This is a genomic window from Enterobacter sp. E20 (assembly GCF_000801755.2).
In the GTDB taxonomy this organism is placed as follows: Bacteria; Pseudomonadota; Gammaproteobacteria; order Enterobacterales; family Enterobacteriaceae; genus Enterobacter; species Enterobacter asburiae_B.
Genome location: NZ_CP012999.1, coordinates 3,777,199 through 3,799,419 on the forward strand (window position 1 = coordinate 3,777,199; position 22,221 = coordinate 3,799,419).

Genomic DNA, 22,221 nt, shown 5'->3' on the forward strand with positions numbered 1-22,221 from the left:
TCCGTTCTTCCCGGATCGATACGATACGCCACCTCACCGGAGGATCCACCATGACGTATCGCAGCAAAGTCGCCGCTGTTTATCTGCTGGGCTTTTTTCTTGATTTGATCAACATGTTCATTGCCAGCGTCGCCTTCCCGGCAATGGCTCAGGCCTTTAACACCACGCCTTCAGCCCTTGCCTGGGTCAGTAACGGGTACATTGCCGGCCTGACGCTGGTGATCCCGTTTAGCAGCGTGCTCACGCGCCGCATCGGGCCAAAGCGCGTCATCCTGCTCTCGCTTTTTCTGTTCAGCGCAGCCTCCGCAGCGGCGGGCCTGTCTGCAACGCTTGAAAGCCTGATCGCCTGGCGTGTGATCCAGGGCGTGGGAGGGGGCTTACTGATCCCCGTCGGACAGGCGCTGACCTGGCAACAGTTTAAGCCTCACGAGCGTGCCCGACTCTCCTCGGCGGTGATGTTGGTCGCGTTGCTTGCCCCGGCCTGCTCTCCTGCTATCGGAGGACTGCTGGTGCAGACGCTCAGCTGGCGATGGATATTTTTCGCCACGCTACCGGTCGCTGTCGTGACCTTTGTTTTGGCCTGCCTGTGGCTTAAACACGAAATGCCCGCGATGAAAGCGGCCAGACTGCTAAACCTGTCGTTGCTCGCGGACCCGCTTTTGCGTTTTTCCATGCTTGTTTATATCTGCGTACCCGGCATGTTTATTGGGGTGAACGTCACGGGCATGTTTTATCTTCAGCACGTGGCGAACATGAGCCCAGCCGCAACGGGGATGCTCATGCTGCCGTGGTCCGTGGCATCGTTTATCGCCATCACGGCAACGGGACGCTATTTTAACCGTATCGGCCCCCGACCGCTGATCGTCATCGGTTGCCTGCTGCAGGCGACGGGTATTCTGCTTTTGATTAACGTCAGTTCGGCGACGCTGCTGCCTGCCGTTGCGTTTACCCTGATGGGCGCGGGGGGAAGCCTGTGCAGCAGTACGGCTCAAAGCAGCGCTTTTCTGACGACGCGCCGGGAAGAGATGCCGGATGCCAGCGCGCTGTGGAATCTTAATCGGCAGCTGAGCTTTTTTGCCGGTGCCCTGCTGCTGGCGCAGACGCTGAACCTGGCGCAGGTCTGGCTGCCACCGCTCGCGGCCTGGCACGGAATGTTTATTTTTGCCGCAAGCATGACCTTGCTGCCTGTACCGTACGTTTTTCGTCTTAACAATACGCAGGTGCTCACCCAGCTGCGACAGGAGAATTCATGACGCCTTTCGAACACGACATTATCGACCTCCACATTGCGCTTGAAAACTGGTTAGGCAAAGGTGAAGGAGATCCCGACGCCCTGCTCGCCCGCTTCAGCCCGGATTTTCTGATGATCCCGCCGGGCGGCGTTCAGATCGACTATATCGGTCTTGCCAGTTTTCTGGAAAACCAGCGCGGAAGCCGTCCAGGACTGAAGATCGTCATTGACGAATTGTCCACGATCCAGCGCTGGGATCGTGGCGCGGTGCTCCACTACCGGGAGACGCAAACCCGGCCGGACCTGCCCGTCAACGTGCGCTGGTCAACCGCGGTGCTCAATCAGGAAGGCGATCGGATAGTGTGGCGTCTGCTGCACGAAACGGCTAAGCCGTAGCGCAAAAGAAAAAGGCCCGTCTCACGACGGGCCTTTTTTGACGAAAGGTTGCTTATTCGCGGAACAGCGCTTCGATATTCAGACCTTGCCCCTGCAGGATTTCACGCAGGCGGCGCAGACCTTCAACCTGAATCTGACGAACACGTTCACGGGTCAGGCCAATTTCGCGGCCGACGTCTTCCAGTGTCGCAGCTTCATACCCCAGTAAACCGAAACGACGTGCCAGCACTTCACGCTGTTTGGCGTTCAGTTCGAACAGCCATTTGACGATGCTCTGCTTCATGTCATCGTCCTGCGTGGTGTCTTCCGGACCGTTGTCTTTTTCATCGGCCAGGATGTCCAGCAGCGCTTTTTCGGAGTCGCCACCCAGCGGGGTGTCAACGGAGGTAATGCGCTCGTTGAGACGCAGCATACGGCTTACGTCATCAACCGGTTTATCGAGTTGCTCAGCAATCTCTTCTGCGCTTGGCTCGTGGTCCAGTTTATGGGACAACTCGCGTGCGGTACGCAGATAAACGTTCAACTCTTTGACGATGTGAATCGGCAGGCGGATCGTACGGGTCTGGTTCATAATAGCCCGTTCGATGGTCTGGCGAATCCACCAGGTCGCGTAGGTTGAGAAACGGAACCCGCGTTCCGGGTCAAACTTCTCAACTGCGCGGATGAGACCTAAGTTGCCCTCTTCAATCAGATCCAGCAGAGCCAGACCACGATTGCCGTAACGGCGGGCAATTTTCACGACCAGTCGCAGGTTACTTTCAATCATGCGACGACGCGAGGCTACATCACCACGCAAAGCACGACGTGCGAAATAGACTTCTTCTTCGGCCGTTAGCAGTGGGGAGTAACCAATCTCCCCAAGGTAAAGCTGAGTCGCGTCCAGTACACGCTGTGTGGCACCCTGCGATAACAGCTCTTCTTCAGCCAAATCGTTATCACTGGGTTCCTCTTCTACTAAGGCTTTTTCGTCAAAAGCCTCTACTCCGTTCTCATCAAATTCCGCGTCTTCATTTAAATCATGAACTTTCAGCGTATTCTGACTCATAAGGTGGCTCCTACCCGTGATCCCTGAACGAGACACCCTGGCTGGCATGCCCCGTCAAATTATCGCTGCGGCAAATACTGCAGCGGGTTTACGGATTTCCCCTTGTAACGAATTTCAAAATGCAAGCGTGTAGAACTGGTTCCGGTGCTACCCATGGTAGCGATTTTTTGCCCCGCCTTAACTTCTTGTTGTTCCCGGACCAGCATTGTGTCGTTATGGGCGTAGGCACTCAGGTAATCATCGTTATGTTTGATGATAATAAGATTACCGTAACCGCGCAGAGCGTTACCGGCATACACAACGCGCCCGTCTGCGGTCGCGATGATAGCCTGTCCTTTACTCCCTGCGATATCGATCCCTTTATTTCCCCCCTCGGAGGAAGAGAAGTTCTCGATAACCTTGCCGTCAGTTGGCCAGCGCCATGCAGAGATTGGCGAACTGGAGGTCATACTGCTGGCAGTCGGTTCAGTAGAGCTAACCACAGGTGCCGTCACCGGTGCTGTGACAACAGTCGCAGTCCCTTTATTATTCGGCAACATTTTGTTAGCAGTCTGATCACCTGAATCCTCAGAATACGTAATTACAGGTTGTGAAGCAACCACCGTGGTGGATTTTTGTGCAGGCTTAACGCTGTTATTTTGAGCCGTCACATCGGCCGCTGAAACGGTGTTGCCAGGCGTAAGCGGCGTGCCCGTCGCGTTGCCAACCTGGAGCGTTTGCCCCACTTCCAGACCGTATGGGGCCTGGACGTTATTGCGCTGCGCGAGGTCACGGAAATCGTTCCCGGTGATCCACGCAATGTAGAACAGCGTATCCCCGCGTTTTACGGTATAGGTGCTGCCACCGGTATAGCTGCCTTTCGGAATGTTCCCATACTGACGGTTATAGACTATGCGGCCATTCTGGGTCTGAACAGGCTGTTCCACTGGCTGAATCTGCGTAGGCTGCGTCATTGGACGCTGAACCGGCTGGATTGGCGGATTTTGTTGCGCCGTAGAGGTGCCCATTTTAGGCGGAGGTGTGATCAACATTCCGCCGGACGTGTTACCCGAGCCGCTGTTTCCGCCGACAGAACTGACGGGCGCAGGCGCGTTGTTAGAACTTGTACAGCCTGCCAGCCAGAGCGAAACCAGTGATAATGCCGCAACACGGCTGATGGTGAATTTAGGGCTTCCCGCGCTCATTTATCCCCCAGGAATGTGTTAACTACCAGTGACTTAAAATTTACCGTGATGGCACGAATCTTTCGCGCCACACCATACGCTGAATTTGCCTTAATAACCCTGGATAATTCCGAGTCTCAGGCCAACTCCCCCTTTACCAGAGGCACAAAGCGCACGGCTTCCACGGTGTCGATAATAAACTCGCCGCCGCGCCGACGAACGCGCTTCAAAAGCTGCTGCTCGTCCCCGACGGGCAGAACAAGAATGCCCCCCTCATCCAGCTGCGACAACAGGGCCGCAGGAATTTCAGGCGGGGCCGCCGTCACGATGATCGCGTCAAACGGCGCGCGCGCCTTCCAACCCTGCCATCCATCACCGTGTCGTGTCGAAACATTATGTAAATCAAGTTGTTTCAGGCGACGACGTGCCTGCCACTGTAAACCTTTAATCCGTTCAACGGAGCATACATGATGAACCAGATGCGCCAGGATCGCGGTCTGATACCCCGACCCGGTGCCAATCTCAAGCACGCGGGAGTCAGGCGTCAGCTCCAGCAGCTCCGTCATGCGCGCCACCATGTAAGGCTGCGAAATCGTCTGGCCCTGTCCGATGGGCAGCGCCACGTTTTCCCACGCTTTGTGTTCAAACGCCTCATCTACAAATTTCTCACGCGGAACCTGAGCAAGCGCTTCAAGCACGTGCTCGTCGCGGATCCCCTGCGCGCGGAGTTGTTCCAGAAGAGTTTGTACACGTTTGTTTACCATTGCGCGTTCACTCCTGCGCGTTCCAGCCAGCCCGATACCACATCATGCGCGCTATACGCGGTTAAATCTACGTGCAGCGGGGTAACCGAAACATAGCCTTCATCCACGGCGGCAAAGTCGGTATCCGGACCCGCATCGCACTTATCGCCGGGAGGGCCAATCCAGTAAAGCGTGTTGCCGCGAGGATCCTGCTGCGGGATCACCTGATCGGCAGGATGTCGGCTTCCGCAACGGGTGACGCGAATGCCTTTAATTTCATCGAGAGGAAGATCCGGCACGTTGATGTTGAGGATGCGCCCGGTACGCAACGGCTCGCGGCCGAGCGCCCGCAGGATCGAACAGGTCACCGCGGCGGCGGTGTCGTAGTGCGTGTGGCCGTTCAACGAGACCGCCAGCGCCGGGAACCCCAGATGGCGCCCTTCCATTGCGGCCGCCACGGTGCCGGAGTAAATCACGTCATCGCCGAGGTTAGGACCGGCGTTAATGCCGGAAACAACGATATCCGGACGCGGCCGCATCAGCGCGTTCACGCCCAGAAAAACGCAGTCGGTTGGCGTGCCCATCTGCACGGCAATATCGCCATTTTCAAAGGTAAAGGTGCGAAGCGACGACTCCAGCGTCAGAGAGTTAGACGCTCCACTGCGGTTACGATCGGGCGCCACGACCTGCACGTCCGCGAATTCGCGGAGGTGTTTCGCCAGGGTCTGAATGCCTGGCGCGTGGATACCGTCATCGTTACTCAGCAATATTCGCATAATCACCCGAGGTGTTGATAAGTTCCCTGACAACACTGGTGGCAAAGCTACCTGCCGGTAGCCAGAAGCGTAACTCGACGGTCACGTCATCCCACCAGTTCCAGCTTAACTGCTGCGGATAGAGCAGCATCGCGCGGCGTGCCGCTTCGACTTTTTCCCGCACCAGCAAGGATTGCAATTCTGGCGCATCCGCTACGGCTAACTGCTCGGCAGCCAGCGCGTCGCCCTGCGTTCCCCAGTCGCCCGTACCGGGCAGCGCGGCGGTAATCATCAGCGCTTTTGCGTCCACGCGCGACTGCACATCGGCCATTTCTTCAGCCGTTGCCACAAACCAGCTTCCGCGTCCCGCTAATTGTAGCGCATCGCCAACAACAACTTGATTCGCGTCCGGTTTTTTCAGCCTTTCGCTCACAATCTGATTAAACAACGCGCTGCGGGCCGCCGACAACCAAAAACTGCGTTTATTCCTGTCGCGCACCGGGGCATCGCTTTGCGCCCAGCGCAGCGCACCCTGCAGGTTGCTGCCGCCAATGCCAAAGCGCTGCGCGCCAAAGTAGTTCGGTACACCGCGTTCACTGATCGCGTTCAGACGTTTTTCAACGTCTTCGCGGTGAGACACTTCACGCAGCACCAGCGTAAAGTCGTTCCCCTTCAACGCCCCCAGACGCAGTTTGCGCTTGTGGCGGGCGAACTCCAGTACCTTACAGCCTTCAAGCTCAAATTTGCTTAAATCAGGCATCGTATTGCCGGGAACGCGCGCGCAGAGCCACTGTTCCGTGACGGCGTGTTTATCTTTCTGTCCGGCAAAGCTCACTTCGCGGGCATGGATTTTGAGGAATTTTGCCAGCGCGTCGGCCACAAAGCGGGTATTGCAGCCATTTTTCAGAATACGCACCAGGATATGTTCGCCTTCGCCATCCGGCTCAAAGCCCAGATCCTCCACCACGAGGAAATCTTCCGGGCTGGCTTTCAGCACCCCGTTCCCCTGCGGTTTACCGTGCAGGTATGTCAGGTTGTCGAAGTCTGTCATTTGCTCGCCTTCACCAGCAGCGCCACGGCTTCACAGGCAATCCCTTCGCCACGCCCGGTAAAGCCCAGCTTCTCGGTCGTCGTCGCTTTGACGTTCACGTCGTCCATATGGCAGCCCAGATCTTCTGCAATAAACACGCGCATCTGCGGAATATGCGGCAGCATTTTCGGGGCCTGGGCAATAATCGTCACGTCGACGTTGCCGAGGGTGTAGCCTTTCGCCTGAATGCGGCGCCACGCTTCGCGCAGCAGTTCGCGGCTGTCCGCGCCTTTAAATGCCGGGTCGGTGTCCGGGAACAGCTTGCCGATATCGCCCAGCGCGGCAGCGCCCAACAGCGCGTCGGTCAGCGCATGCAGTGCCACGTCGCCATCAGAATGCGCCAGCAGTCCTTTTTCATAGGGAATGCGCACGCCGCCAATGATAATTGGGCCTTCTCCGCCAAAGGCGTGTACATCAAAACCGTGTCCAATTCGCATTATGCCTTCTCCTGATGGGTCGAACGGGTAAGATAAAATTCCGCAAGCTGTAAATCTTCCGGACGCGTCACTTTAATATTATCAGCGCGTCCTTCAACAAGCTCAGGGTGGAAACCGCAATACTCCAGCGCGGAGGCTTCGTCCGTGATGGTCGCGCCTTCTTTAAGCGCTCGCGTTAGGCAGTCGTGGAGTAATTCGCGGGGGAAAAATTGTGGCGTCAGCGCGTGCCATAAATCGACGCGATCGACGGTGTGGGCGATAGCCTGTTTGCCCGGCTCGGCGCGCTTCATGGTGTCGCGCACCGGTGCGGCCAGAATCCCGCCAACCTTGCTTGTTTCGCTCAGCGCCAGCAGGCGCGCAAGATCGTCCTGATGCAGGCACGGACGCGCCGCGTCATGTACCAGCACCCACGGCGCGTTTCCGGCGGCCTGAATGCCCGCCAGCACGGAATCGGCGCGTTCGGCGCCACCGTCAACGACGGTAATGTGTGGATGATTTGCCAGCGGCAGCTGCGCGAAGCGCGCATCGCCAGGACTGATAGCGATGATCACACGCGTCACCCGCGGGTGCGCCAGCAGCGCGGCCACGGCGTGCTCGAGGATCGTTTTATCGCCAATAGAGAGGTACTGCTTGGGACATTCTGTCTGCATGCGCCGGCCAAAACCTGCGGCCGGCACCACGGCGCATACGTCCGAAAAAGTTACTGCCATGTCGTAATCCTGGGCCTGATTATCGATTGTTTTGTGCTGAGCCCTGATTGCGTTTAGACGCATCCGGAACCAGACGATAAAAGGTTTCGCCCGGCTTAGTCATACTGAGTTCATTGCGTGCGCGTTCCTCAATCGCCTCTTGCCCGCCATTGAGGTCATCAATTTCAGCAAAAAGTTGATCGTTTCGCGCCTTAAGTTTGGCGTTTGTTGCCTGCTGAGCCGCGACGTCATCGCTCACCCGGCTATAGTCGTGCAGTCCGTTCTTACCGAACCACAGCGAATATTGCAGCCAGATTAGCAAAGCCAGCAACAGCAGCGTTAGTTTACCCATCCTGCCCCCTGAAAAACGGCATCATCATCCCAAGACTTCCCCAGAGCACTACGCCGGGGTAACAGAGATGCCGCAACATCGCGGGCAAATGTACCACATTTTTTCCGCAGAATCGTCCTGCTCAATATCGTTACACAGTTGGTTACGGTTTGAATTATGGCTGAAGTTAGCCCATGAGCCACAAAAATAACAGACCAAACATGAGAACCACCGTCACAATCGTGACCACGGTGCTGTACAGGAGCTTACCGTTGAGCAGCGAGTGCAGCGCAATGCCGACGACAACCGCCACGGGCATCAACGCGAGAAAGAAAGGCCAGGTGTAGAGAAAGAAGAACAGCGTGTTGCCGCCGTAGATGAGAAACGGAATGCCAAGCGCCAGCAGCCATGAGACGAAGCCAATGATGGCCCCAGGAAATGACCAGGTCGTTTCGTCGTCGGTCGCTAGCGGCTCCGACCCGGTGGTGGTGATGTAATGTTCACTGTTGCGCATAGCTAATCCTGTGACCGTGACTCATCGTTCGGGAAGACAGCTCCCGAACGATACCGCCTCAGGATCTGATAATATCGTCCCGTCTGAGCAGGTCTAATAATTGGCTTACTAAATTTGTTACCAATTGTTGACCTTCCAGGTGAATTTCAGGCGATTCAGGCGCTTCGTATACCGCGTCAATTCCGGTGAAGTTGCGCAGTTCTCCGGCACGCGCTTTCTTGTACAGCCCTTTCGGGTCGCGCGCTTCGCAAATCTCCAGCGGCGTATCGACAAACACCTCGATAAAGCGATCCTGGCCCACGCGTTCGCGCACCATCTGGCGCTCGGCGCGGTGCGGAGAGATAAACGCGGTCAGCACCACCAGCCCGGCGTCAGCCATCAGGCTGGCGACTTCGCCCACCCGGCGGATGTTCTCTTTGCGGTCATCGTCGCTAAACCCTAAATCGCTGCACAGGCCGTGACGCACGTTGTCGCCATCCAGCAGGTACGTGCTTACGCCCTGCTGATGCAACGCCTCTTCCAGCGCGCCGGCCACCGTCGATTTGCCCGAGCCGGACAGCCCGGTAAACCACAGCACAACCCCACGGTGACCGTGGAGCTGTTCGCGCTGGGCGACGGTGACCGGATGAGGATGCCAGACGACGTTCTCATCATGGGCGGCCATTACTTGCCTCCCAGCAGATCGCGTGCGCCCCAGTGCGGGAAGTGTTTACGCACCAGCGCGTTCAGTTCCAGCTCGAAGGCGCTGAATTCAGACGTCGCGGCAGCCTGTTTAATCGGTTCGCGCACCATACCGGCCCCGACGGTAACGTTGGTCAGCCTGTCGATAAAGATAAGACCTCCCGTGACCGGGTTCTGCTGATACGGATCCAGCACCAGCGGTTCGTCGAAGGTCAGATCGACCAGACCAATGCCGTTCAGCGGCAGCTCGGTGACGTCACGCTGGGTCAGGTTGTTGATATCCACCTGGAACTGAATACCGTCCACGCGGGCGCGGGTTTTCTTGCCGGCAATTTTGATGTCATAGCTCTGGCCAGCGGTCAGCGGCTGTTCGGCCATCCACACCACGTCCACGGAAGCCCCCTGCACTGCCGCCAGCGTTTCCTGCGCGTCGACCAGCAGGTCGCCCCGGCTGATATCAATTTCGTCTTTCAGCACCAGCGTTACGGCTTCACCGGCGCCCGCTTCCTGCAGGTCACCGTCGAAGGTGACGATACGGGCGATAGTCGATTCCACGCCGGATGGCAGCACCTTGACGCGCTGACCTACCTTTACGGAGCCTGACGCGAGAGTGCCTGAGAAACCGCGGAAATCGAGGTTCGGACGGTTCACGTACTGCACCGGGAAGCGCATCGGCTGGGTATCGACCACGCGCTGAATTTCAACGGTTTCCAGCACTTCCAGCAGCGTCGGACCGCTGTACCACGGCATGTTCGCGCTCTGGGAAGCGACGTTATCCCCTTCCAGCGCCGAGAGCGGCACAAAGCGAATATCCAGGTTGCCCGGCAGCTGTTCGGCAAAGGTCAGGTAGCTCTGGCGGATCTCCTCGAACTTCTCTTCGCTGAAGTTGACCAGATCCATCTTGTTGACCGCCACCACCAGGTGTTTGATCCCCAGCAGCGTCGAGATAAAGCTGTGACGACGGGTCTGATCCAGCACGCCTTTACGCGCGTCCATCAGCAGGATCGCCAGGTCGCAGGTAGACGCGCCGGTCGCCATGTTGCGGGTGTACTGCTCGTGCCCCGGGGTATCGGCGATAATAAATTTGCGCTTCTCGGTAGAGAAGTAGCGGTAGGCCACATCGATGGTGATGCCCTGCTCGCGCTCCGCCTGCAGGCCGTCCACCAGCAGCGCCAGGTCGAGTTTTTCACCCTGGGTGCCGTGACGCTTACTGTCGTTATGCAGGGAAGAGAGCTGATCTTCGTAAATCTGGCGCGTATCGTGCAGCAGGCGGCCAATCAGGGTACTTTTCCCGTCATCCACGCTGCCGCAGGTCAGAAAACGCAGCAGGCTTTTGTGTTGTTGCGCGTGCAGATACGCTTCCACGCCGCCTTCGTTGGCAATTTGTTGAGCAATAGTGGTGTTCATGGCGGCTCCTTAGAAATAACCCTGACGTTTCTTCAGCTCCATGGAGCCTGCCTGGTCGCGGTCAATCACGCGCCCCTGTCGCTCGCTGGTGGTGGACACCAGCATCTCTTCGATGATCTCCGGCAGCGTCTGCGCGCTGGATTCCACCGCCCCGGTCAGCGGCCAGCAGCCGAGGGTACGGAAGCGCACCATCTGTTGTTTGATCACTTCGCCCGGCTGCAGGTCGATACGATCGTCGTCGATCATCATCAGCATGCCGTCGCGCTCCAGCACCGGGCGCTCGGCGGCCAGATACAGCGGAACGATTTCGATGTTTTCCAGATAGATGTACTGCCAGATATCCAGCTCGGTCCAGTTGGAGAGCGGGAAGACGCGAATGCTTTCGCCTTTGTTAATCTGACCGTTGTAGTTGTGCCACAGCTCCGGACGCTGGTTTTTCGGATCCCAGCGGTGGAAGCGGTCGCGGAAGGAGTAGATACGCTCTTTGGCGCGGGATTTCTCCTCGTCACGGCGCGCGCCGCCGAAGGCCGCGTCAAAACCGTATTTGTTCAGCGCCTGCTTCAGCCCTTCGGTTTTCATGATATCGGTGTGCTTGGCGCTGCCGTGCACGAACGGGTTGATGCCCATCGCCACCCCTTCCGGGTTTTTATGCACCAGCAGCTCGCAGCCGTAGGCTTTCGCGGTACGGTCGCGGAACTCGTACATTTCGCGGAATTTCCAGCCGGTATCCACGTGCAGCAGCGGGAACGGCAGCGTGCCCGGATAAAACGCTTTACGCGCCAGATGCAGCATGACGCTGGAATCTTTACCGATGGAGTACATCATCACCGGGTTAGAAAACTCGGCGGCCACTTCGCGGATGATATGGATACTTTCCGCTTCGAGCTGCCGCAGGTGTGTAAGACGTTTTTGGTCCATAACCGTTCCTTAAGCCAAATTTACGACAGAAGAACCAAAGCCTTCTGTATCGGTTGTATGTTGGAACCAGGCGAGCGTGCTGTGCAGCTGCACCACTTCACCCACCACGATCAGGGCGGGCATCGGGGCGTCTTTCGCCAGGGTTGCAAGATGTTCCAGCGTGCCCGTCGCAACGTGCTGATCGACGCGCGTGCCGCGAGAAATGACGGCAACGGGCGTCGTCGCCTCGCGACCGTGCTGAATAAGCTGTTCGCTGATGTCCGCGGCCTTCATCGTGCCCATGTATATCGCCAGCGTCTGGCGGCTCTGGGCGAGATGCGACCAGTCGAACGGCGTGCTGTCGGCCTTGTAGTGGCCGGTCACAAAGGTCACGCTCTGGGCGTAATCGCGGTGGGTCAACGGGATACCGGCGTAGGCCGTTACCGCAGAGGCCGCCGTGATGCCGGGCACCACCTGAAACGGTATGCCCGCTTCGGCTGCCGCCTGCAGCTCTTCGCCGCCGCGGCCGAAGATAAACGGGTCTCCCCCTTTCAGGCGCACCACGGTTTTACCCGCTTTGGCGGCGTCAACCAGCATCTGGTTGGTGTCGTGCTGCGGCACCGAGTGCTCGCCAGCCCGTTTGCCGACGCAGATTTGCTCCGCGTCGCGACGGATCAGCTCGCGCACGCCGTCGGTGACCAGATGGTCGTAGAACACCACGTCAGCGTCCTGCAGCACCTGCAGACCGCGCAGCGTCAGAAGCCCGGCATCGCCCGGCCCTGCGCCCACCAGAATGATCTCCCCGCCCGTACTGCCGGGGTTATCCAGTTCGTCCTCGAGAATTTTCTGCGCTGCCGTCTCATTACCGGCATGCATCAGGCTGGCAAAGCGGCCGCGAAACACGCGTTCCCAGAAGCGACGGCGTTCCGTTACGCTGGTCAGGCGCGTTTTCAGGTGGTTGCGCCAGTAGCTGGCTTTTTCCGCCATGCGCCCGAGGCTGGTCGGCAGCAGCGCTTCGATTTTTTCACGCAGCACGCGCGCCAGCACCGGTGCGGTACCGCCGGAGGAGATCGCCACCAGCAGCGGCGAACGGTCAACGATCGACGGGAAGATAAACGAGCATAACGGCTGGTCGTCCACCACGTTCACCAGGCGGTAACGGGCCTGAGCGGCGTCGGAAATCCGCCGGTTCAGGTCGCGATCTTCGGTCGCCGCAATTACCAGCACGACGCTGTCGATTTGTGATTCGTCAAAATCCGCTTCTGCCACTACCCGCACCTGCGCCCCTGCGCGTTGCAGAAACGCGATTTTGCGATCGGCAATTTCACCCGTGCCAACAACCAGCACAGGCTTCTCTTTTATCGCGGCAAATAAGGGCAGATAGTCCACAAGCAACAACTCACTAACAACGAGGAATAAAGGGACTATAGGGGGCGGCTTAGACCGAATGAAATTACGAATTGGAATGAGTAGTTACTCAATGGAATAACGCCGTGAAAAAGCTAATACCAAAAAGTGCTTAACACGCGAAATTTCGGGCATTTAAGAGCAATTCAAATTGTGTATGGACGATCACAGTTTCATACTAGGCGGGTTATTATTTTGCTCAGTTTTTAAGGACTCACTATGTTTTCCGCAACGCGCCACCGTATTGCTGCCCTGGCGTTCGGCGTTTGCTTTATTCTTCCTGCCCAGGCAAAAAACCAACCTTATGGTGAAATCGCCACTATGCAGGCGCGGCATATTGCCACCGTCTTCCCTGGCCGCATGACCGGCTCGCCTGCGGAGATGCTCTCCGCGGACTATCTTCGCCAGCAGTTTGCCGGGATGGGCTACCAGAGCGATATCCGGTCGTTTCACAGCCGCTACGTCTATACCTCACGAAATAAAACGAAAAACTGGCATAACGTGACCGGCAGTACGGTTATCGCGGCGCATGAAGGTCGCGCTGCTGAACAGATTATTATCATGGCGCACCTTGATACCTACGCTCCGATGAGCGATGCAGATACGGATAACAACCTCGGCGGGCTGACGCTGCAGGGCATGGACGACAACGCGGCGGGCCTGGGCGTGATGCTCGAGCTGGCCGAGCGGATGAAAGATATTCCAACCCAGTATGGCATTCGTTTCGTGGCTACCAGCGGTGAAGAAGAGGGCAAACTCGGCGCTGAGAATCTCCTTAAACGCATGAGCGCTGAGGAGAAGAAAAATACGCTGCTGGTGATCAACCTCGATAACCTGATCGTCGGCGATAAGCTTTATTTCAACAGCGGGCAGAGTACGCCGGGACCCGTGCGGAAACTGACGCGCGACCGGGCGCTGGCGATTGCCCGCAGCCATGGCGTTTTTGCCACGACCAATCCGGGCGGGAATCCTGCGTTCCCACGCGGAACAGGCTGCTGCAACGACGGGGAAGTCTTCGATAAGGCGGGCATTCCGGTGCTGTACGTGGAAGCGACAAACTGGGCATTGGGCAAGAAAGATGGCTATCAGCAACGCGCTAAATCGAAAGCCTTCCCGGACGGGACAAGCTGGCACAACGTGATGCTGGATAATCAGCAGCACATTGACAGCGCGCTGCCGCAGCGGATTGAGCACCGCAGTCGTGATGTGGTGAAGGTCATGCTGCCGCTGGTGAAGGAGCTGGCGAAAGCGGGGAAAGCCTGAGGTCGTTAAGCATAGGGCGGCCTGATGCCCTCACCCAAACCCTCTCCCACAGGGAGAGGGAGGATAAAGGATCACCCTTCGTGCAGCCCGCACTCGCGCTTCAGCCCAAAGAATCGCGTCTCTTCTTCCGCCATTCCCGGTTCCCATTTGCGCGTGGTGTGGGTGTCGCCCACCGACAGATAGCCCTGGTCCCACAGCGGATGGTACTTCAGCCCGTGTTTTTGCAGATACTGATACACCGTACGGTTATCCCAGTCGATAATCGGCAGCACTTTAAATACCCCGCGCTGGACCGCCAGCACCGGTAAGGTTGCACGGCTGCCGGACTGCTCGCGGCGCAGCCCCGCAAACCACGTCTGCGCATTGAGCTCTTTCAGCGCCCGGTTCATCGGCTCGACTTTGTTGATCTCATTGTATTTCTCAATGCCCTCAACGCCCTGCTCCCACAGCTTACCGTAGCGCGCCTCTTGCCAGGCCGCGCTTTCCGTCGCACGGTACACTTTGAGGTTCAGCTTGAGCTTGTCCGTCAGCTCGTCAATAAACTGGTAGGTTTCAGGAAACAGGTAGCCGGTATCGGTGAGGATCACCGGAATGTCCGGACGGATCTGATTCACCAGATGCAGGCTGACCGCCGCCTGAATACCAAAGCTCGACGAGAGCACATAGTCTCCCGGCAGGTTTTCCAGCGCCCACGCCACGCGCCCTTCGGCGTCCAGCTTTTCAAGGTGGGCATTGGTTTCTGCCAGCGCCAGAATGCGTTCGACTTTAGGCAGATCGTTAAGGACGTTTAGATCGAGTACGGACATAATTACCTCTCGTGGTTACTCCCAGAAATCCCTTGCGGGATCGAGCACCGGGCGAATGATGCCCGCACGCACCGTAAAGTCGCCGAAGCCTTCACCCGCTTCGCGCTCTTTCGCCCAGCGCCCGACAAGCTCGTCGATGGAATCAAGGATTTCCGGCTCGGTAATGTTCTCGCGGAACATACGCGGAATGCGCGTGCCGATACGGTTACCGCCCAGGTGCAGGTTATAGCGCCCCGGCGCTTTCCCCACCAGACCCAGTTCGGCCAGCATCGCGCGGCCGCAGCCGTTCGGGCAGCCGGTGACGCGCATAACAATATGCTCGTCCGGAATACCGTGTTTTTCCAGAATCGCCTCCACTTTGTCAGTGAATGACGGCAGGAAACGTTCCGCTTCGGCCATCGCCAGCGGACAGGTCGGGAACGACACGCAGGCCATGGAGTTTTCACGCTGCGGCTTAACCGCATCCATCAACCCATGATCGCGCGCCAGCTTCTCGATCTTCGCCTTCTGGCTTTCCGGCACGCCGGCAATAATGAGATTCTGGTTAGCGGTAATACGGAACTCGCCTTTATGGACCTTAGCAATTTCCAGCAGACCAGTTTTAAGCGGACGGCCCGGATAATCCAGAATACGGCCGTTTTCGATAAACAACGTCAGGTGCCATTTATTATCGATACCTTTCACCCAGCCAATGCGATCGCCGCGACCGGTGAATTCGTAAGGGCGGATCGGCTCAAATTTGATGCCCGCACGACGCTCCACTTCCTCTTTGAACGTCTCAACGCCCACGCGCTCCAGGGTGTATTTGGTTTTCGCGTTTTTACGGTCGGTACGGTTGCCCCAGTCGCGCTGCGTGGTCACTACCGCTTCCGCCACGGCCAGCGTGTGCTCCAGCGGCAGGAAGCCGAACTCGCTCGCGGTGCGGGCGTAGGTTTTCTTATTACCGTGTTCAATGGACAGGCCGCCGCCCACCAGCAGGTTAAAGCCAATCAGCTTGCCGTTTTCGGCAATCGCCACGAAGTTCATGTCGTTGGCGTGCAGATCGATATCGTTCTGCGGTGGGATCACGACCGTGGTTTTAAACTTACGCGGCAGATAGGTCTGGCCAAGGATCGGTTCTTCGTCCGTGGTCGCGACTTTTTCCTGATCGAGCCAAATCTCCGCATAGGCGCGGGTGCGCGGCAGCAGGTGCTCAGAGATCTTCTTCGCCCACTCATACGCTTCGGCGTGCAGCTGGGACTCATACGGGTTCGAGGTGCAAAGCACGTTACGGTTCATGTCGTTGGCGGTCGCCAGCGCGTCCAGCCCGACCGAGTGCAGCATCTGATGCACCGGCTTGACGTTCTTCTTCAGAATGCCGTGGAACTGGAATGTCTGACGGTTGGTCAGGCGGATGCTGCCATAAATCGTGTTTTCACCGGCAAACTTGTCGATGGCCTGCCACTGTTTGGTGGTGATCACCCCGCCCGGCAGACGGCAGCGCAGCAGCATCGCATGACGCGGCTCCAGCTTCTGTTCGGCACGCTCGGCGCGGATGTCGCGATCGTCCTGCTGGTACATGCCGTGGAAGCGGATCAGCAGGAAGTTGTCGCCTTTGAAGCCGCCGGTGAGACCGTCATTCAGATCTTCAGCAATGGTGCCGCGCAGATAGTTGCTTTCCAGCTTCATGCGCTCGGCGTCTGTCAGTTTACCTTCGACCACCAGTGGCCCTGGATGTTTTTCGCTCATTAGTAGACATCTCGCTGATAACGGCGCTCAACGCGCAGCTCACTTAAAAATTCATCCGCCGTTTCGGCATCCATACCGCCGAATTCGGCAATCACTTCCAGCAGTGCCTGCTCAACGTCTTTCGCCATGCGATTGGCGTCGCCGCAGACATAAATGTGGGCGCCGTCATTGATCCAGCGCCACAGCTCTGCGCCCTGTTCGCGCAGTTTGTCTTGTACGTATACTTTTTCTTTCTGGTCGCGGGACCAGGCCAGATCGATGCGGGTCAGTACGCCTTCTTTCACATAGCGCTGCCACTCAACCTGGTAGAGGAAATCCTCGGTAAAGTGCGGGTTGCCGAAGAACAGCCAGTTTTTACCCGGCGCTTCATCTGCCGCGCGCTGCTGCATGAAGGCGCGGAACGGCGCAATGCCGGTGCCTGGGCCAATCATGATGACCGGCGTTTCCGGGTTCGCCGGCAGGCGGAAGTTGTCGTTGTGCTCGATAAAGACGCGCACTTCGCCCTCTTCTTCCACGCGATCCGCCAGGAAGCTTGATGCCCCACCCGCACGGGCGCGGCCTTCGATGTCGTAGCGCACCACGCCGACGGTAATATGCACTTCACTCTCCACTTCGGCCTGCGAAGAGGCGATGGAGTACAGGCGCGGCGTCAGCGGTCGCAGCAGGCCGATCAGCGCATCCGCATCCAGCTGAGCCGGAGAGAAACGCACCATATCGACAATTGGCGTCGTCGCGGCGTAATGCTGCAGCTTCGCTTTGTCGCCCACCAGCGGCAGCAGGGATTCGCTGCGCGTTAAGGTGGCATAATTTTCGACGATATTCGGGGTGTTCACCGTCAGCTCGAAATGCCACTGCAGCGCCTCTGCAAGCGGCTGGATTTTGCCGTCAACGGTGACGGGCTCGTCACCCTTCAGCCACAGCAGCTCAACCAGCTCTTTCACCAGCGCCGGATCGTTCTGATACCAGATACCCAGCGCGTCGCCCGGCTGATAGCGCAGGCCAGAGTCGCCGAGATCGATCTCGATATGGCGCACGTCTTTTTCCGAATCGCGGCCGGTGATTTTCTGGTTCACCGACAGGCTCGCCGTCAGCGGCGCCTCTTTGGTGTACGGGCTGGTGTGGATGTCGTTGACGGCACCCGTCGCGGTGAACGCGGCCTGCGCCGACGTCTCTTTCGGCACGCGCGCTTTCAGCACCTCAACGATGCGCGCACGCCATTCGGCGGCGGCGGTCTGGTATTCAACATCCGCGTCAACGCGGTCCAGCAGGCGCTCCGCGCCCAGCTCCGCCAGCCTGCTGTCGAAGTCTTTACCGGACTGGCAGAAGAATTCATACGAGGTATCGCCAAGGCCAAATACGGCAAACGCCGTGGCATCCAGCTTCGGCGCTTTTTTCGAGAACAGGAACTTATGCAGGGCCACCGCTTCTTCAGCAGGCTCACCTTCGCCCTGGGTAGAGGCGACCACCACCAGCAGTTTTTCTGACGCGATTTGCTTAAATTTATAATCGCCGGCGTTGACCAGTTTCACGTTCAGCTTGGCGGCCAGCAGGTCGTCACGCAGCGCTTCGGCCACGCGGCGCGCATTGCCCGTCTGCGAGGCGGAAATCAGGGTAATGGCCGGAATTTCAACGGCGGTTGCCGGTGCACCCGCCACAGCGCCAGGCTGCTGATTGAGCATTCCCCAGAAATAACCGGAGACCCAGGCAAGCTGAGTGGGAGAAAAATCAGAGGTGGCAGCCTGAAGGCGCGCCAGTTGCTCCGGGTTCAGGGGAAGCAAATTTGAAGGTGGGGCCTGTGTTGTCATGCGTCGTTATGTTCCAGTAGCCAAGCGGACTTTAAGCGAATAAATCCAAACTGAAGATAAGGTTAACGGCGAGGATAATAACAATTAAAGAAGGGATGGAAATAATAAATAACCAAATGGACTAACCTGTTTTAGTTGTCATACTTAGCGATAAAACCGATTAATTAACCCTCTGAAAATTATCGATAAAAGCATCAAAAAACGCCTGTTAACGAGACGCCAGGCTTCAGAGCCGTTTTAGTTAATGCTAAAAATTGTGCTTTCCGGTACTATGCGGCGGTTTTTTCCGCATTACTGAGAGCGATCATGTCCACCACACTGTTTAAAGATTTCACCTTCGAAGCCGCCCACCACCTTCCGCATGTCCCTGAAGGGCATAAATGCGGCCGTCTGCACGGGCATTCGTTCATGGTGCGTCTTGAGATCACCGGTGAAGTTGATCCGCATACCGGTTGGATCATGGATTTTGCCGAACTGAAGGCGGCGTTTAAGCCGACCTACGATCGTCTGGATCATTACTACCTGAATGATATCCCGGGCCTTGAAAACCCGACCAGCGAAGTGCTGGCGAAATGGATTTGGGATCAGATGAAGCCGCTGGTACCGCTGCTGAGCGCGGTGATGATTAAAGAGACCTGTACCGCCGGCTGTATCTATCGCGGGGAGTAAAAAAAGCCCGGCTAAACCGGGCTTTTTTTTAGGCAATATTCAGGTACTTGTGCGTCTGCATCGACAGGCGCCAGTTGCGCGCAATACAGGTTTCAATGCACAGGCGCGTCGCGTCGTCTTTCTGGCTGATCGGCTGTAGCGCAATGACGCGCTGCTTTTCATCCGTCAGCGTTGCCAGCAGTTCATCCAGCGCTTCGATATCACGCACGCGCCCAACCGGGTGCTTAATCTCATCCGCGCGTTCCAGCGCCTGAGACAGCACGTCATACCCGCCGCGCATATTCACTTTTGGCGATACCGTCACCCAGGTGGTGTGCGAACAGCGCACTTCATGGGTGCCGCTGGTTTCAATCTGGCAGCTGTAGCCGTTCTTTTCGAGCAGCTCGGTCAGCGGCGTCAGATCGTGGATGCAGGGTTCACCGCCGGTGATCACCACGTGGCGCGCCGTCCAGCCCTGACGACCAATAATGGCCAGCAGATCTTCTGAACTGCCCGCGCCCCACTTATCGCTCTCTTTGGTTTTCGCCAGAATGCTAAACAGCGACACTTCCCGATCTGCGAGCTTATCCCACGTATGTTTGGTATCACACCAGGCACAGCCAACCGGGCATCCCTGTAAACGAATGAAAATAGCGGGAACGCCGGTAAAGTAACCCTCGCCTTGCAGGGTCTGGAACATCTCGTTAATCGGGTACTGCATAGTCATCTCAGTAAAGGGGATAAACGATAAGTATCGCAGATCCCCGCAGGATGGTCATGCTCCATCGGTGCTTTGCGCGCCAATCGCCGCCATAAAACGCTCGGTAATTTGCTGTGGACGGGTGATCGCGCCGCCGACGACGACCGTATGCGCGCCCAGCGCCAGGCATCTGGCCGCGCGTTCAGGCGTATCCACGTTGCCTTCGGCAACCACGGGAACCGTCACGGCAGCCAGCACGGCCTTCAGGAACGCGCAGTCGCTCTCCGGAAGCGAATGCCCCGCCGTTTCCGCCGTATAGCCGTAAAGCGTGGTGCCGACACAGTCAAAGCCAAGCGCCTGCGCCGTCACTGCCTCTTCGACCGTGGAAATATCGGCCATCAGCAGTACTGAGGGGTAGCGCGAGCGAATGCGCGTGACCAGCGTTTCCAGGGATTCTCCACCGGGACGCTCCCGCGCCGTCGCATCAAGCGCAATGATTTCCGGAGAGACGGCCATGAGCTCATCCACCTCTTTCATCGTGGCGGTGATAAACACCTCGCTTTCCGGGTAATCCCGTTTGATGATGCCGATAACAGGCAAAGAGACCTGCTGCTTAATGGCCTCGATATCCACCACGCTGTTGGCACGAATGGCAGCGGCTCCGCCCTGTGCCGCCGCCAGCGCCATGCGCGACATAATAAACGGGCTATGCAGCGGTTCATTTTCCAGCGCCTGACAGGAGACGACCAGTTTTCCCTTCAGGTTATCCAGTACAGTTTTCATTACGATAAGATCTCTTCCACTTCGTTTTTGATAATCGTGACGTGCGGGCCATAAATGACCTGAACCCCGTTACCGCGCACGATAACGCCGCGCGCGCCGGTGGCTTTCAGCGCCGCGTCATTCACTTTGCTGCCGTCCTTCACCGTGACGCGAAGACGCGTGGCGCAGCAGTCCACCTCTTCCAGATTCTCTTTTCCGCCTAATCCCGCGATCACCGCAACGGCGCGCTCGCTCTGCGAGAAGGTCACTTCACTGGCCATTGCCTCCTTTTCCCGACCCGGCGTGGCAAAATCGAAACGGTTAATCAGATAGCGGAAGGTGAAGTAGTAAAGGAAGAACCACGGCACGCCCACCAGAGGAACGAACATCCAGTTAGTTTTGGCCTCTCCCTGCAAAATGCCGAACAGCACGAAGTCGATAAAACCGCCGGAGAAGGTTTGCCCGATGGTGATATGCAGCATGTGCGCGAGCATGAACGCCAGCCCGTCAAACAGCGCATGAATGACGTAAAGCACCGGCGCAATAAACAGGAATGAGAACTCGATAGGCTCGGTAATTCCGGTCAGGAACGAGGTTAACGCCGCAGAGAGCAGCAGCCCGGCAACGCGCTTTTTATTCTCCGGTTTTGCCGTGTGGTACATCGCCAGACACGCGCCGAGCAGGCCAAACATCATCGTAATAAAGCGCCCGGACATGAAGCGCGACGTGCCCTCATAGAAATGCTGCGTGTTCGGGTCGGCCAGCTGGGCGAAGAAGATCCGCTGTGTGCCCTCAACGAGGTGACCGTTGACAATCTCGCTGCCCCCGAGCGCGGTGGTCCAGAACGGCAGATAGAAGATGTGGTGCAAACCAAACGGGCCCAGCATGCGTAAAATGAAGCCGTACAGCAGGGTGCCCAGATAGCCGGTGGCATCCACCAGCCCGCCGAGACCAAAAATCAGCTTCTGGAAATGCGGCCAGACCACGGTCATGAGCGCGCCGACGAGTATCGCCGCCAGCGAGCTGATGATGGGAACAAAGCGCGAGCCGCCAAAGAACCCGAGGAACTGCGGAAGCGCAATTTTATTAAACCGATGATGGAGCGTGCAGGTCACCAGACCAATCACCACGCCGCCAAACACGCCGGTTTCCAGCGTCTGGATCCCCAGCGTCATGCCCTGCCCTACAGCACCCGGATTCTCATGCGCCAGTTTGCCGGTGAGGATCAGCAGCGCGTTGATGGTGGCATTCATCACCAGAAACGCGAGTAGCGCCGCCAGCCCAGCCGTACCCTTATCGCTTTTTGCCAACCCGACGGCTACCCCAACCGCAAACAGCACCGAGAGGTTCGCAAACACGATTGAACCGGCGCTGCTCATGATAGTGAAAATGGCCTGCAGCCAGCCCACATCTAAAAACGGATAAGCCGCCAGCGTATTGGGATTCGATAACGCGCCGCCTATCCCCAGCAGCAGGCCCGCCGCGGGCAGCACGGCGATAGGCAACATAAAGGATTTACCAAAGCGCTGCGCTTTTTCAAACCATCCCCCCGAAGAAGCACCACTGAACATTTGCATCATTTTTTCATCTCCCCGTTAAACGATGAAAATTTTTACCACATAAATAAGTATCAGTGAAAATTATCATCAAAAACCAGGAAGCCGATCATACTTTTTCAAAATGACTGGCATCTTTCCCCTCCTTTCCGCCACACTAGTCGCAG

General features: G+C 57.5%; 23 protein-coding genes. 4 read left to right on the plus strand and 19 right to left on the minus strand.

The genetic code is table 11. The features are described 5' to 3' along the window. Positions 1-50: 50 nt before the first annotated feature. Positions 51-1,253, plus strand: a complete 1,203-nt coding sequence (locus tag NI40_RS17580; protein ID WP_039263359.1) for an MFS transporter — start codon at positions 51-53, stop codon at positions 1,251-1,253. After that, positions 1,250-1,627 (plus strand): DUF4440 domain-containing protein, encoded by a 378-nt coding sequence (locus NI40_RS17585; protein WP_039263358.1) that lies wholly within the window; start codon positions 1,250-1,252, stop codon positions 1,625-1,627. Before NI40_RS17580 ends, NI40_RS17585 begins: the two co-directional genes overlap by 4 nt. A 52-nt stretch (positions 1,628-1,679) precedes the next feature. Here the strand turns inward: NI40_RS17585 and rpoS are convergent, their stop codons facing one another. The 13 genes from rpoS to cysG form a co-directional block, all read right to left on the minus strand. Next, positions 1,680-2,672, minus strand: coding sequence for an RNA polymerase sigma factor RpoS (gene rpoS / locus NI40_RS17590; RefSeq protein WP_008499600.1), 993 nt, complete (start codon positions 2,670-2,672; stop codon positions 1,680-1,682). Positions 2,673-2,731: 59 nt separating this feature from the next. Continuing rightward, on the minus strand, positions 2,732-3,856 hold the full coding sequence (nlpD, locus tag NI40_RS17595; protein ID WP_033146405.1) for a murein hydrolase activator NlpD: 1,125 nt from the start codon (positions 3,854-3,856) through the stop codon (positions 2,732-2,734). A 116-nt stretch (positions 3,857-3,972) separates the two neighbouring features. Then, a complete protein-coding gene (locus tag NI40_RS17600) occupies positions 3,973-4,599 on the minus strand; it encodes a protein-L-isoaspartate(D-aspartate) O-methyltransferase (RefSeq protein ID WP_023333224.1) in 627 nt (208 codons plus the stop codon). Continuing rightward, complete coding sequence (surE, locus tag NI40_RS17605; protein WP_029741539.1) at positions 4,593-5,354, minus strand: 5'/3'-nucleotidase SurE; 762 nt, start codon at positions 5,352-5,354, stop codon at positions 4,593-4,595. The genes NI40_RS17600 and surE overlap by 7 nt, the downstream gene beginning before the upstream one ends. Next, positions 5,335-6,384, minus strand: coding sequence for a tRNA pseudouridine(13) synthase TruD (gene truD / locus NI40_RS17610; protein WP_033146407.1), 1,050 nt, complete (start codon positions 6,382-6,384; stop codon positions 5,335-5,337). Before truD ends, surE begins: the two co-directional genes overlap by 20 nt. Beyond that, a complete protein-coding gene (gene ispF, locus NI40_RS17615) occupies positions 6,381-6,860 on the minus strand; it encodes a 2-C-methyl-D-erythritol 2,4-cyclodiphosphate synthase (protein WP_008499607.1) in 480 nt (159 codons plus the stop codon). The genes truD and ispF overlap by 4 nt, the downstream gene beginning before the upstream one ends. Further along, positions 6,860-7,570, minus strand: coding sequence for a 2-C-methyl-D-erythritol 4-phosphate cytidylyltransferase (gene ispD, locus NI40_RS17620; RefSeq protein WP_039263357.1), 711 nt, complete (start codon positions 7,568-7,570; stop codon positions 6,860-6,862). The genes ispF and ispD overlap by 1 nt, the downstream gene beginning before the upstream one ends. Positions 7,571-7,589: 19 nt before the next feature. Further along, the gene (gene ftsB, locus NI40_RS17625) at positions 7,590-7,901 is read right to left on the minus strand and encodes a cell division protein FtsB (RefSeq protein WP_008499609.1); all 312 of its coding nucleotides are present in this window, start codon (positions 7,899-7,901) and stop codon (positions 7,590-7,592) included. A gap of 166 nt (positions 7,902-8,067) precedes the next feature. Continuing rightward, positions 8,068-8,394: a DUF3561 family protein gene (locus tag NI40_RS17630; protein WP_008499610.1), complete on the minus strand. Its 327-nt coding sequence runs from the start codon at positions 8,392-8,394 to the stop codon at positions 8,068-8,070. Positions 8,395-8,452: 58 nt separating this feature from the next. Then, a complete protein-coding gene (cysC, locus tag NI40_RS17635) occupies positions 8,453-9,058 on the minus strand; it encodes an adenylyl-sulfate kinase (RefSeq protein ID WP_010434543.1) in 606 nt (201 codons plus the stop codon). After that, a complete protein-coding gene (cysN, locus tag NI40_RS17640) occupies positions 9,058-10,482 on the minus strand; it encodes a sulfate adenylyltransferase subunit CysN (protein ID WP_023308996.1) in 1,425 nt (474 codons plus the stop codon). The genes cysC and cysN overlap by 1 nt, the downstream gene beginning before the upstream one ends. Positions 10,483-10,491: 9 nt before the next feature. Next, positions 10,492-11,400, minus strand: a complete 909-nt coding sequence (cysD, locus tag NI40_RS17645; RefSeq protein WP_010434549.1) for a sulfate adenylyltransferase subunit CysD — start codon at positions 11,398-11,400, stop codon at positions 10,492-10,494. Positions 11,401-11,409: 9 nt separating this feature from the next. Then, a complete protein-coding gene (cysG, locus tag NI40_RS17650; RefSeq protein WP_039263355.1) occupies positions 11,410-12,768 on the minus strand; it encodes a siroheme synthase CysG in 1,359 nt (452 codons plus the stop codon). A 237-nt stretch (positions 12,769-13,005) separates the two neighbouring features. On the opposite strand from cysG, the gene NI40_RS17655 reads away from it, so the two are divergent. After that, positions 13,006-14,049, plus strand: coding sequence for an aminopeptidase (locus tag NI40_RS17655; RefSeq protein ID WP_039263354.1), 1,044 nt, complete (start codon positions 13,006-13,008; stop codon positions 14,047-14,049). Positions 14,050-14,120: 71 nt separating this feature from the next. On the opposite strand, the gene cysH is transcribed toward NI40_RS17655, so the two are convergent. From cysH to cysJ, 3 genes are read right to left on the minus strand one after another with little or no spacing between them, the layout of a single operon-like run. Continuing rightward, positions 14,121-14,855: a phosphoadenosine phosphosulfate reductase gene (gene cysH, locus NI40_RS17660; protein WP_039263353.1), complete on the minus strand. Its 735-nt coding sequence runs from the start codon at positions 14,853-14,855 to the stop codon at positions 14,121-14,123. A 15-nt stretch (positions 14,856-14,870) separates the two neighbouring features. After that, positions 14,871-16,583 carry an assimilatory sulfite reductase (NADPH) hemoprotein subunit gene (gene cysI / locus NI40_RS17665; RefSeq protein ID WP_039263352.1) on the minus strand — a complete coding sequence of 571 codons (1,713 nt, stop codon included), beginning with the start codon at positions 16,581-16,583 and terminating at the stop codon, positions 14,871-14,873. Next, on the minus strand, positions 16,583-18,388 hold the full coding sequence (cysJ, locus tag NI40_RS17670) for an NADPH-dependent assimilatory sulfite reductase flavoprotein subunit (protein ID WP_045143034.1): 1,806 nt from the start codon (positions 18,386-18,388) through the stop codon (positions 16,583-16,585). The genes cysI and cysJ overlap by 1 nt, the downstream gene beginning before the upstream one ends. Before the next feature lie 306 nt (positions 18,389-18,694). Here cysJ and queD point away from each other — a divergent pair, with 306 nt between their 5' ends. Next, positions 18,695-19,057, plus strand: coding sequence for a 6-carboxytetrahydropterin synthase QueD (gene queD, locus NI40_RS17675; protein ID WP_023309002.1), 363 nt, complete (start codon positions 18,695-18,697; stop codon positions 19,055-19,057). Positions 19,058-19,085: 28 nt separating this feature from the next. Here queD and queE read toward each other — a convergent pair whose 3' ends face one another. From queE to NI40_RS17690, 3 genes are read right to left on the minus strand one after another with little or no spacing between them, the layout of a single operon-like run. After that, positions 19,086-19,757 carry a 7-carboxy-7-deazaguanine synthase QueE gene (gene queE / locus NI40_RS17680; RefSeq protein WP_023333236.1) on the minus strand — a complete coding sequence of 224 codons (672 nt, stop codon included), beginning with the start codon at positions 19,755-19,757 and terminating at the stop codon, positions 19,086-19,088. A 54-nt stretch (positions 19,758-19,811) separates the two neighbouring features. Next, the gene (locus NI40_RS17685) at positions 19,812-20,519 is read right to left on the minus strand and encodes an N-acetylmannosamine-6-phosphate 2-epimerase (RefSeq protein ID WP_039263351.1); all 708 of its coding nucleotides are present in this window, start codon (positions 20,517-20,519) and stop codon (positions 19,812-19,814) included. Next, complete coding sequence (locus NI40_RS17690; RefSeq protein ID WP_039263350.1) at positions 20,519-22,078, minus strand: PTS transporter subunit EIIC; 1,560 nt, start codon at positions 22,076-22,078, stop codon at positions 20,519-20,521. Before NI40_RS17690 ends, NI40_RS17685 begins: the two co-directional genes overlap by 1 nt. Positions 22,079-22,221 lie beyond the last annotated feature (143 nt).

What these genes read in the sequence shown, in the direction of transcription:
- NI40_RS17580 (WP_039263359.1), top strand. Translation starts at nt 51, where the DNA reads ATGACGTATCGCAGCAAAGTCGCCGCTGTTTATCTGCTGGGCTTTTTT.
- NI40_RS17585 (WP_039263358.1), top strand. Translation starts at nt 1,250, where the DNA reads ATGACGCCTTTCGAACACGACATTATCGACCTCCACATTGCGCTTGAA.
- rpoS (WP_008499600.1), bottom strand. Translation starts at nt 2,672, where the DNA reads ATGAGTCAGAATACGCTGAAAGTTCATGATTTAAATGAAGACGCGGAA.
- nlpD (WP_033146405.1), bottom strand. Translation starts at nt 3,856, where the DNA reads ATGAGCGCGGGAAGCCCTAAATTCACCATCAGCCGTGTTGCGGCATTA.
- NI40_RS17600 (WP_023333224.1), bottom strand. Translation starts at nt 4,599, where the DNA reads ATGGTAAACAAACGTGTACAAACTCTTCTGGAACAACTCCGCGCGCAG.
- surE (WP_029741539.1), bottom strand. Translation starts at nt 5,354, where the DNA reads ATGCGAATATTGCTGAGTAACGATGACGGTATCCACGCGCCAGGCATT.
- truD (WP_033146407.1), bottom strand. Translation starts at nt 6,384, where the DNA reads ATGACAGACTTCGACAACCTGACATACCTGCACGGTAAACCGCAGGGG.
- ispF (WP_008499607.1), bottom strand. Translation starts at nt 6,860, where the DNA reads ATGCGAATTGGACACGGTTTTGATGTACACGCCTTTGGCGGAGAAGGC.
- ispD (WP_039263357.1), bottom strand. Translation starts at nt 7,570, where the DNA reads ATGGCAGTAACTTTTTCGGACGTATGCGCCGTGGTGCCGGCCGCAGGT.
- ftsB (WP_008499609.1), bottom strand. Translation starts at nt 7,901, where the DNA reads ATGGGTAAACTAACGCTGCTGTTGCTGGCTTTGCTAATCTGGCTGCAA.
- NI40_RS17630 (WP_008499610.1), bottom strand. Translation starts at nt 8,394, where the DNA reads ATGCGCAACAGTGAACATTACATCACCACCACCGGGTCGGAGCCGCTA.
- cysC (WP_010434543.1), bottom strand. Translation starts at nt 9,058, where the DNA reads ATGGCCGCCCATGATGAGAACGTCGTCTGGCATCCTCATCCGGTCACC.
- cysN (WP_023308996.1), bottom strand. Translation starts at nt 10,482, where the DNA reads ATGAACACCACTATTGCTCAACAAATTGCCAACGAAGGCGGCGTGGAA.
- cysD (WP_010434549.1), bottom strand. Translation starts at nt 11,400, where the DNA reads ATGGACCAAAAACGTCTTACACACCTGCGGCAGCTCGAAGCGGAAAGT.
- NI40_RS17655 (WP_039263354.1), top strand. Translation starts at nt 13,006, where the DNA reads ATGTTTTCCGCAACGCGCCACCGTATTGCTGCCCTGGCGTTCGGCGTT.
- cysH (WP_039263353.1), bottom strand. Translation starts at nt 14,855, where the DNA reads ATGTCCGTACTCGATCTAAACGTCCTTAACGATCTGCCTAAAGTCGAA.
- cysI (WP_039263352.1), bottom strand. Translation starts at nt 16,583, where the DNA reads ATGAGCGAAAAACATCCAGGGCCACTGGTGGTCGAAGGTAAACTGACA.
- cysJ (WP_045143034.1), bottom strand. Translation starts at nt 18,388, where the DNA reads ATGACAACACAGGCCCCACCTTCAAATTTGCTTCCCCTGAACCCGGAG.
- queD (WP_023309002.1), top strand. Translation starts at nt 18,695, where the DNA reads ATGTCCACCACACTGTTTAAAGATTTCACCTTCGAAGCCGCCCACCAC.
- queE (WP_023333236.1), bottom strand. Translation starts at nt 19,757, where the DNA reads ATGCAGTACCCGATTAACGAGATGTTCCAGACCCTGCAAGGCGAGGGT.
- NI40_RS17685 (WP_039263351.1), bottom strand. Translation starts at nt 20,519, where the DNA reads ATGAAAACTGTACTGGATAACCTGAAGGGAAAACTGGTCGTCTCCTGT.
- NI40_RS17690 (WP_039263350.1), bottom strand. Translation starts at nt 22,078, where the DNA reads ATGATGCAAATGTTCAGTGGTGCTTCTTCGGGGGGATGGTTTGAAAAA.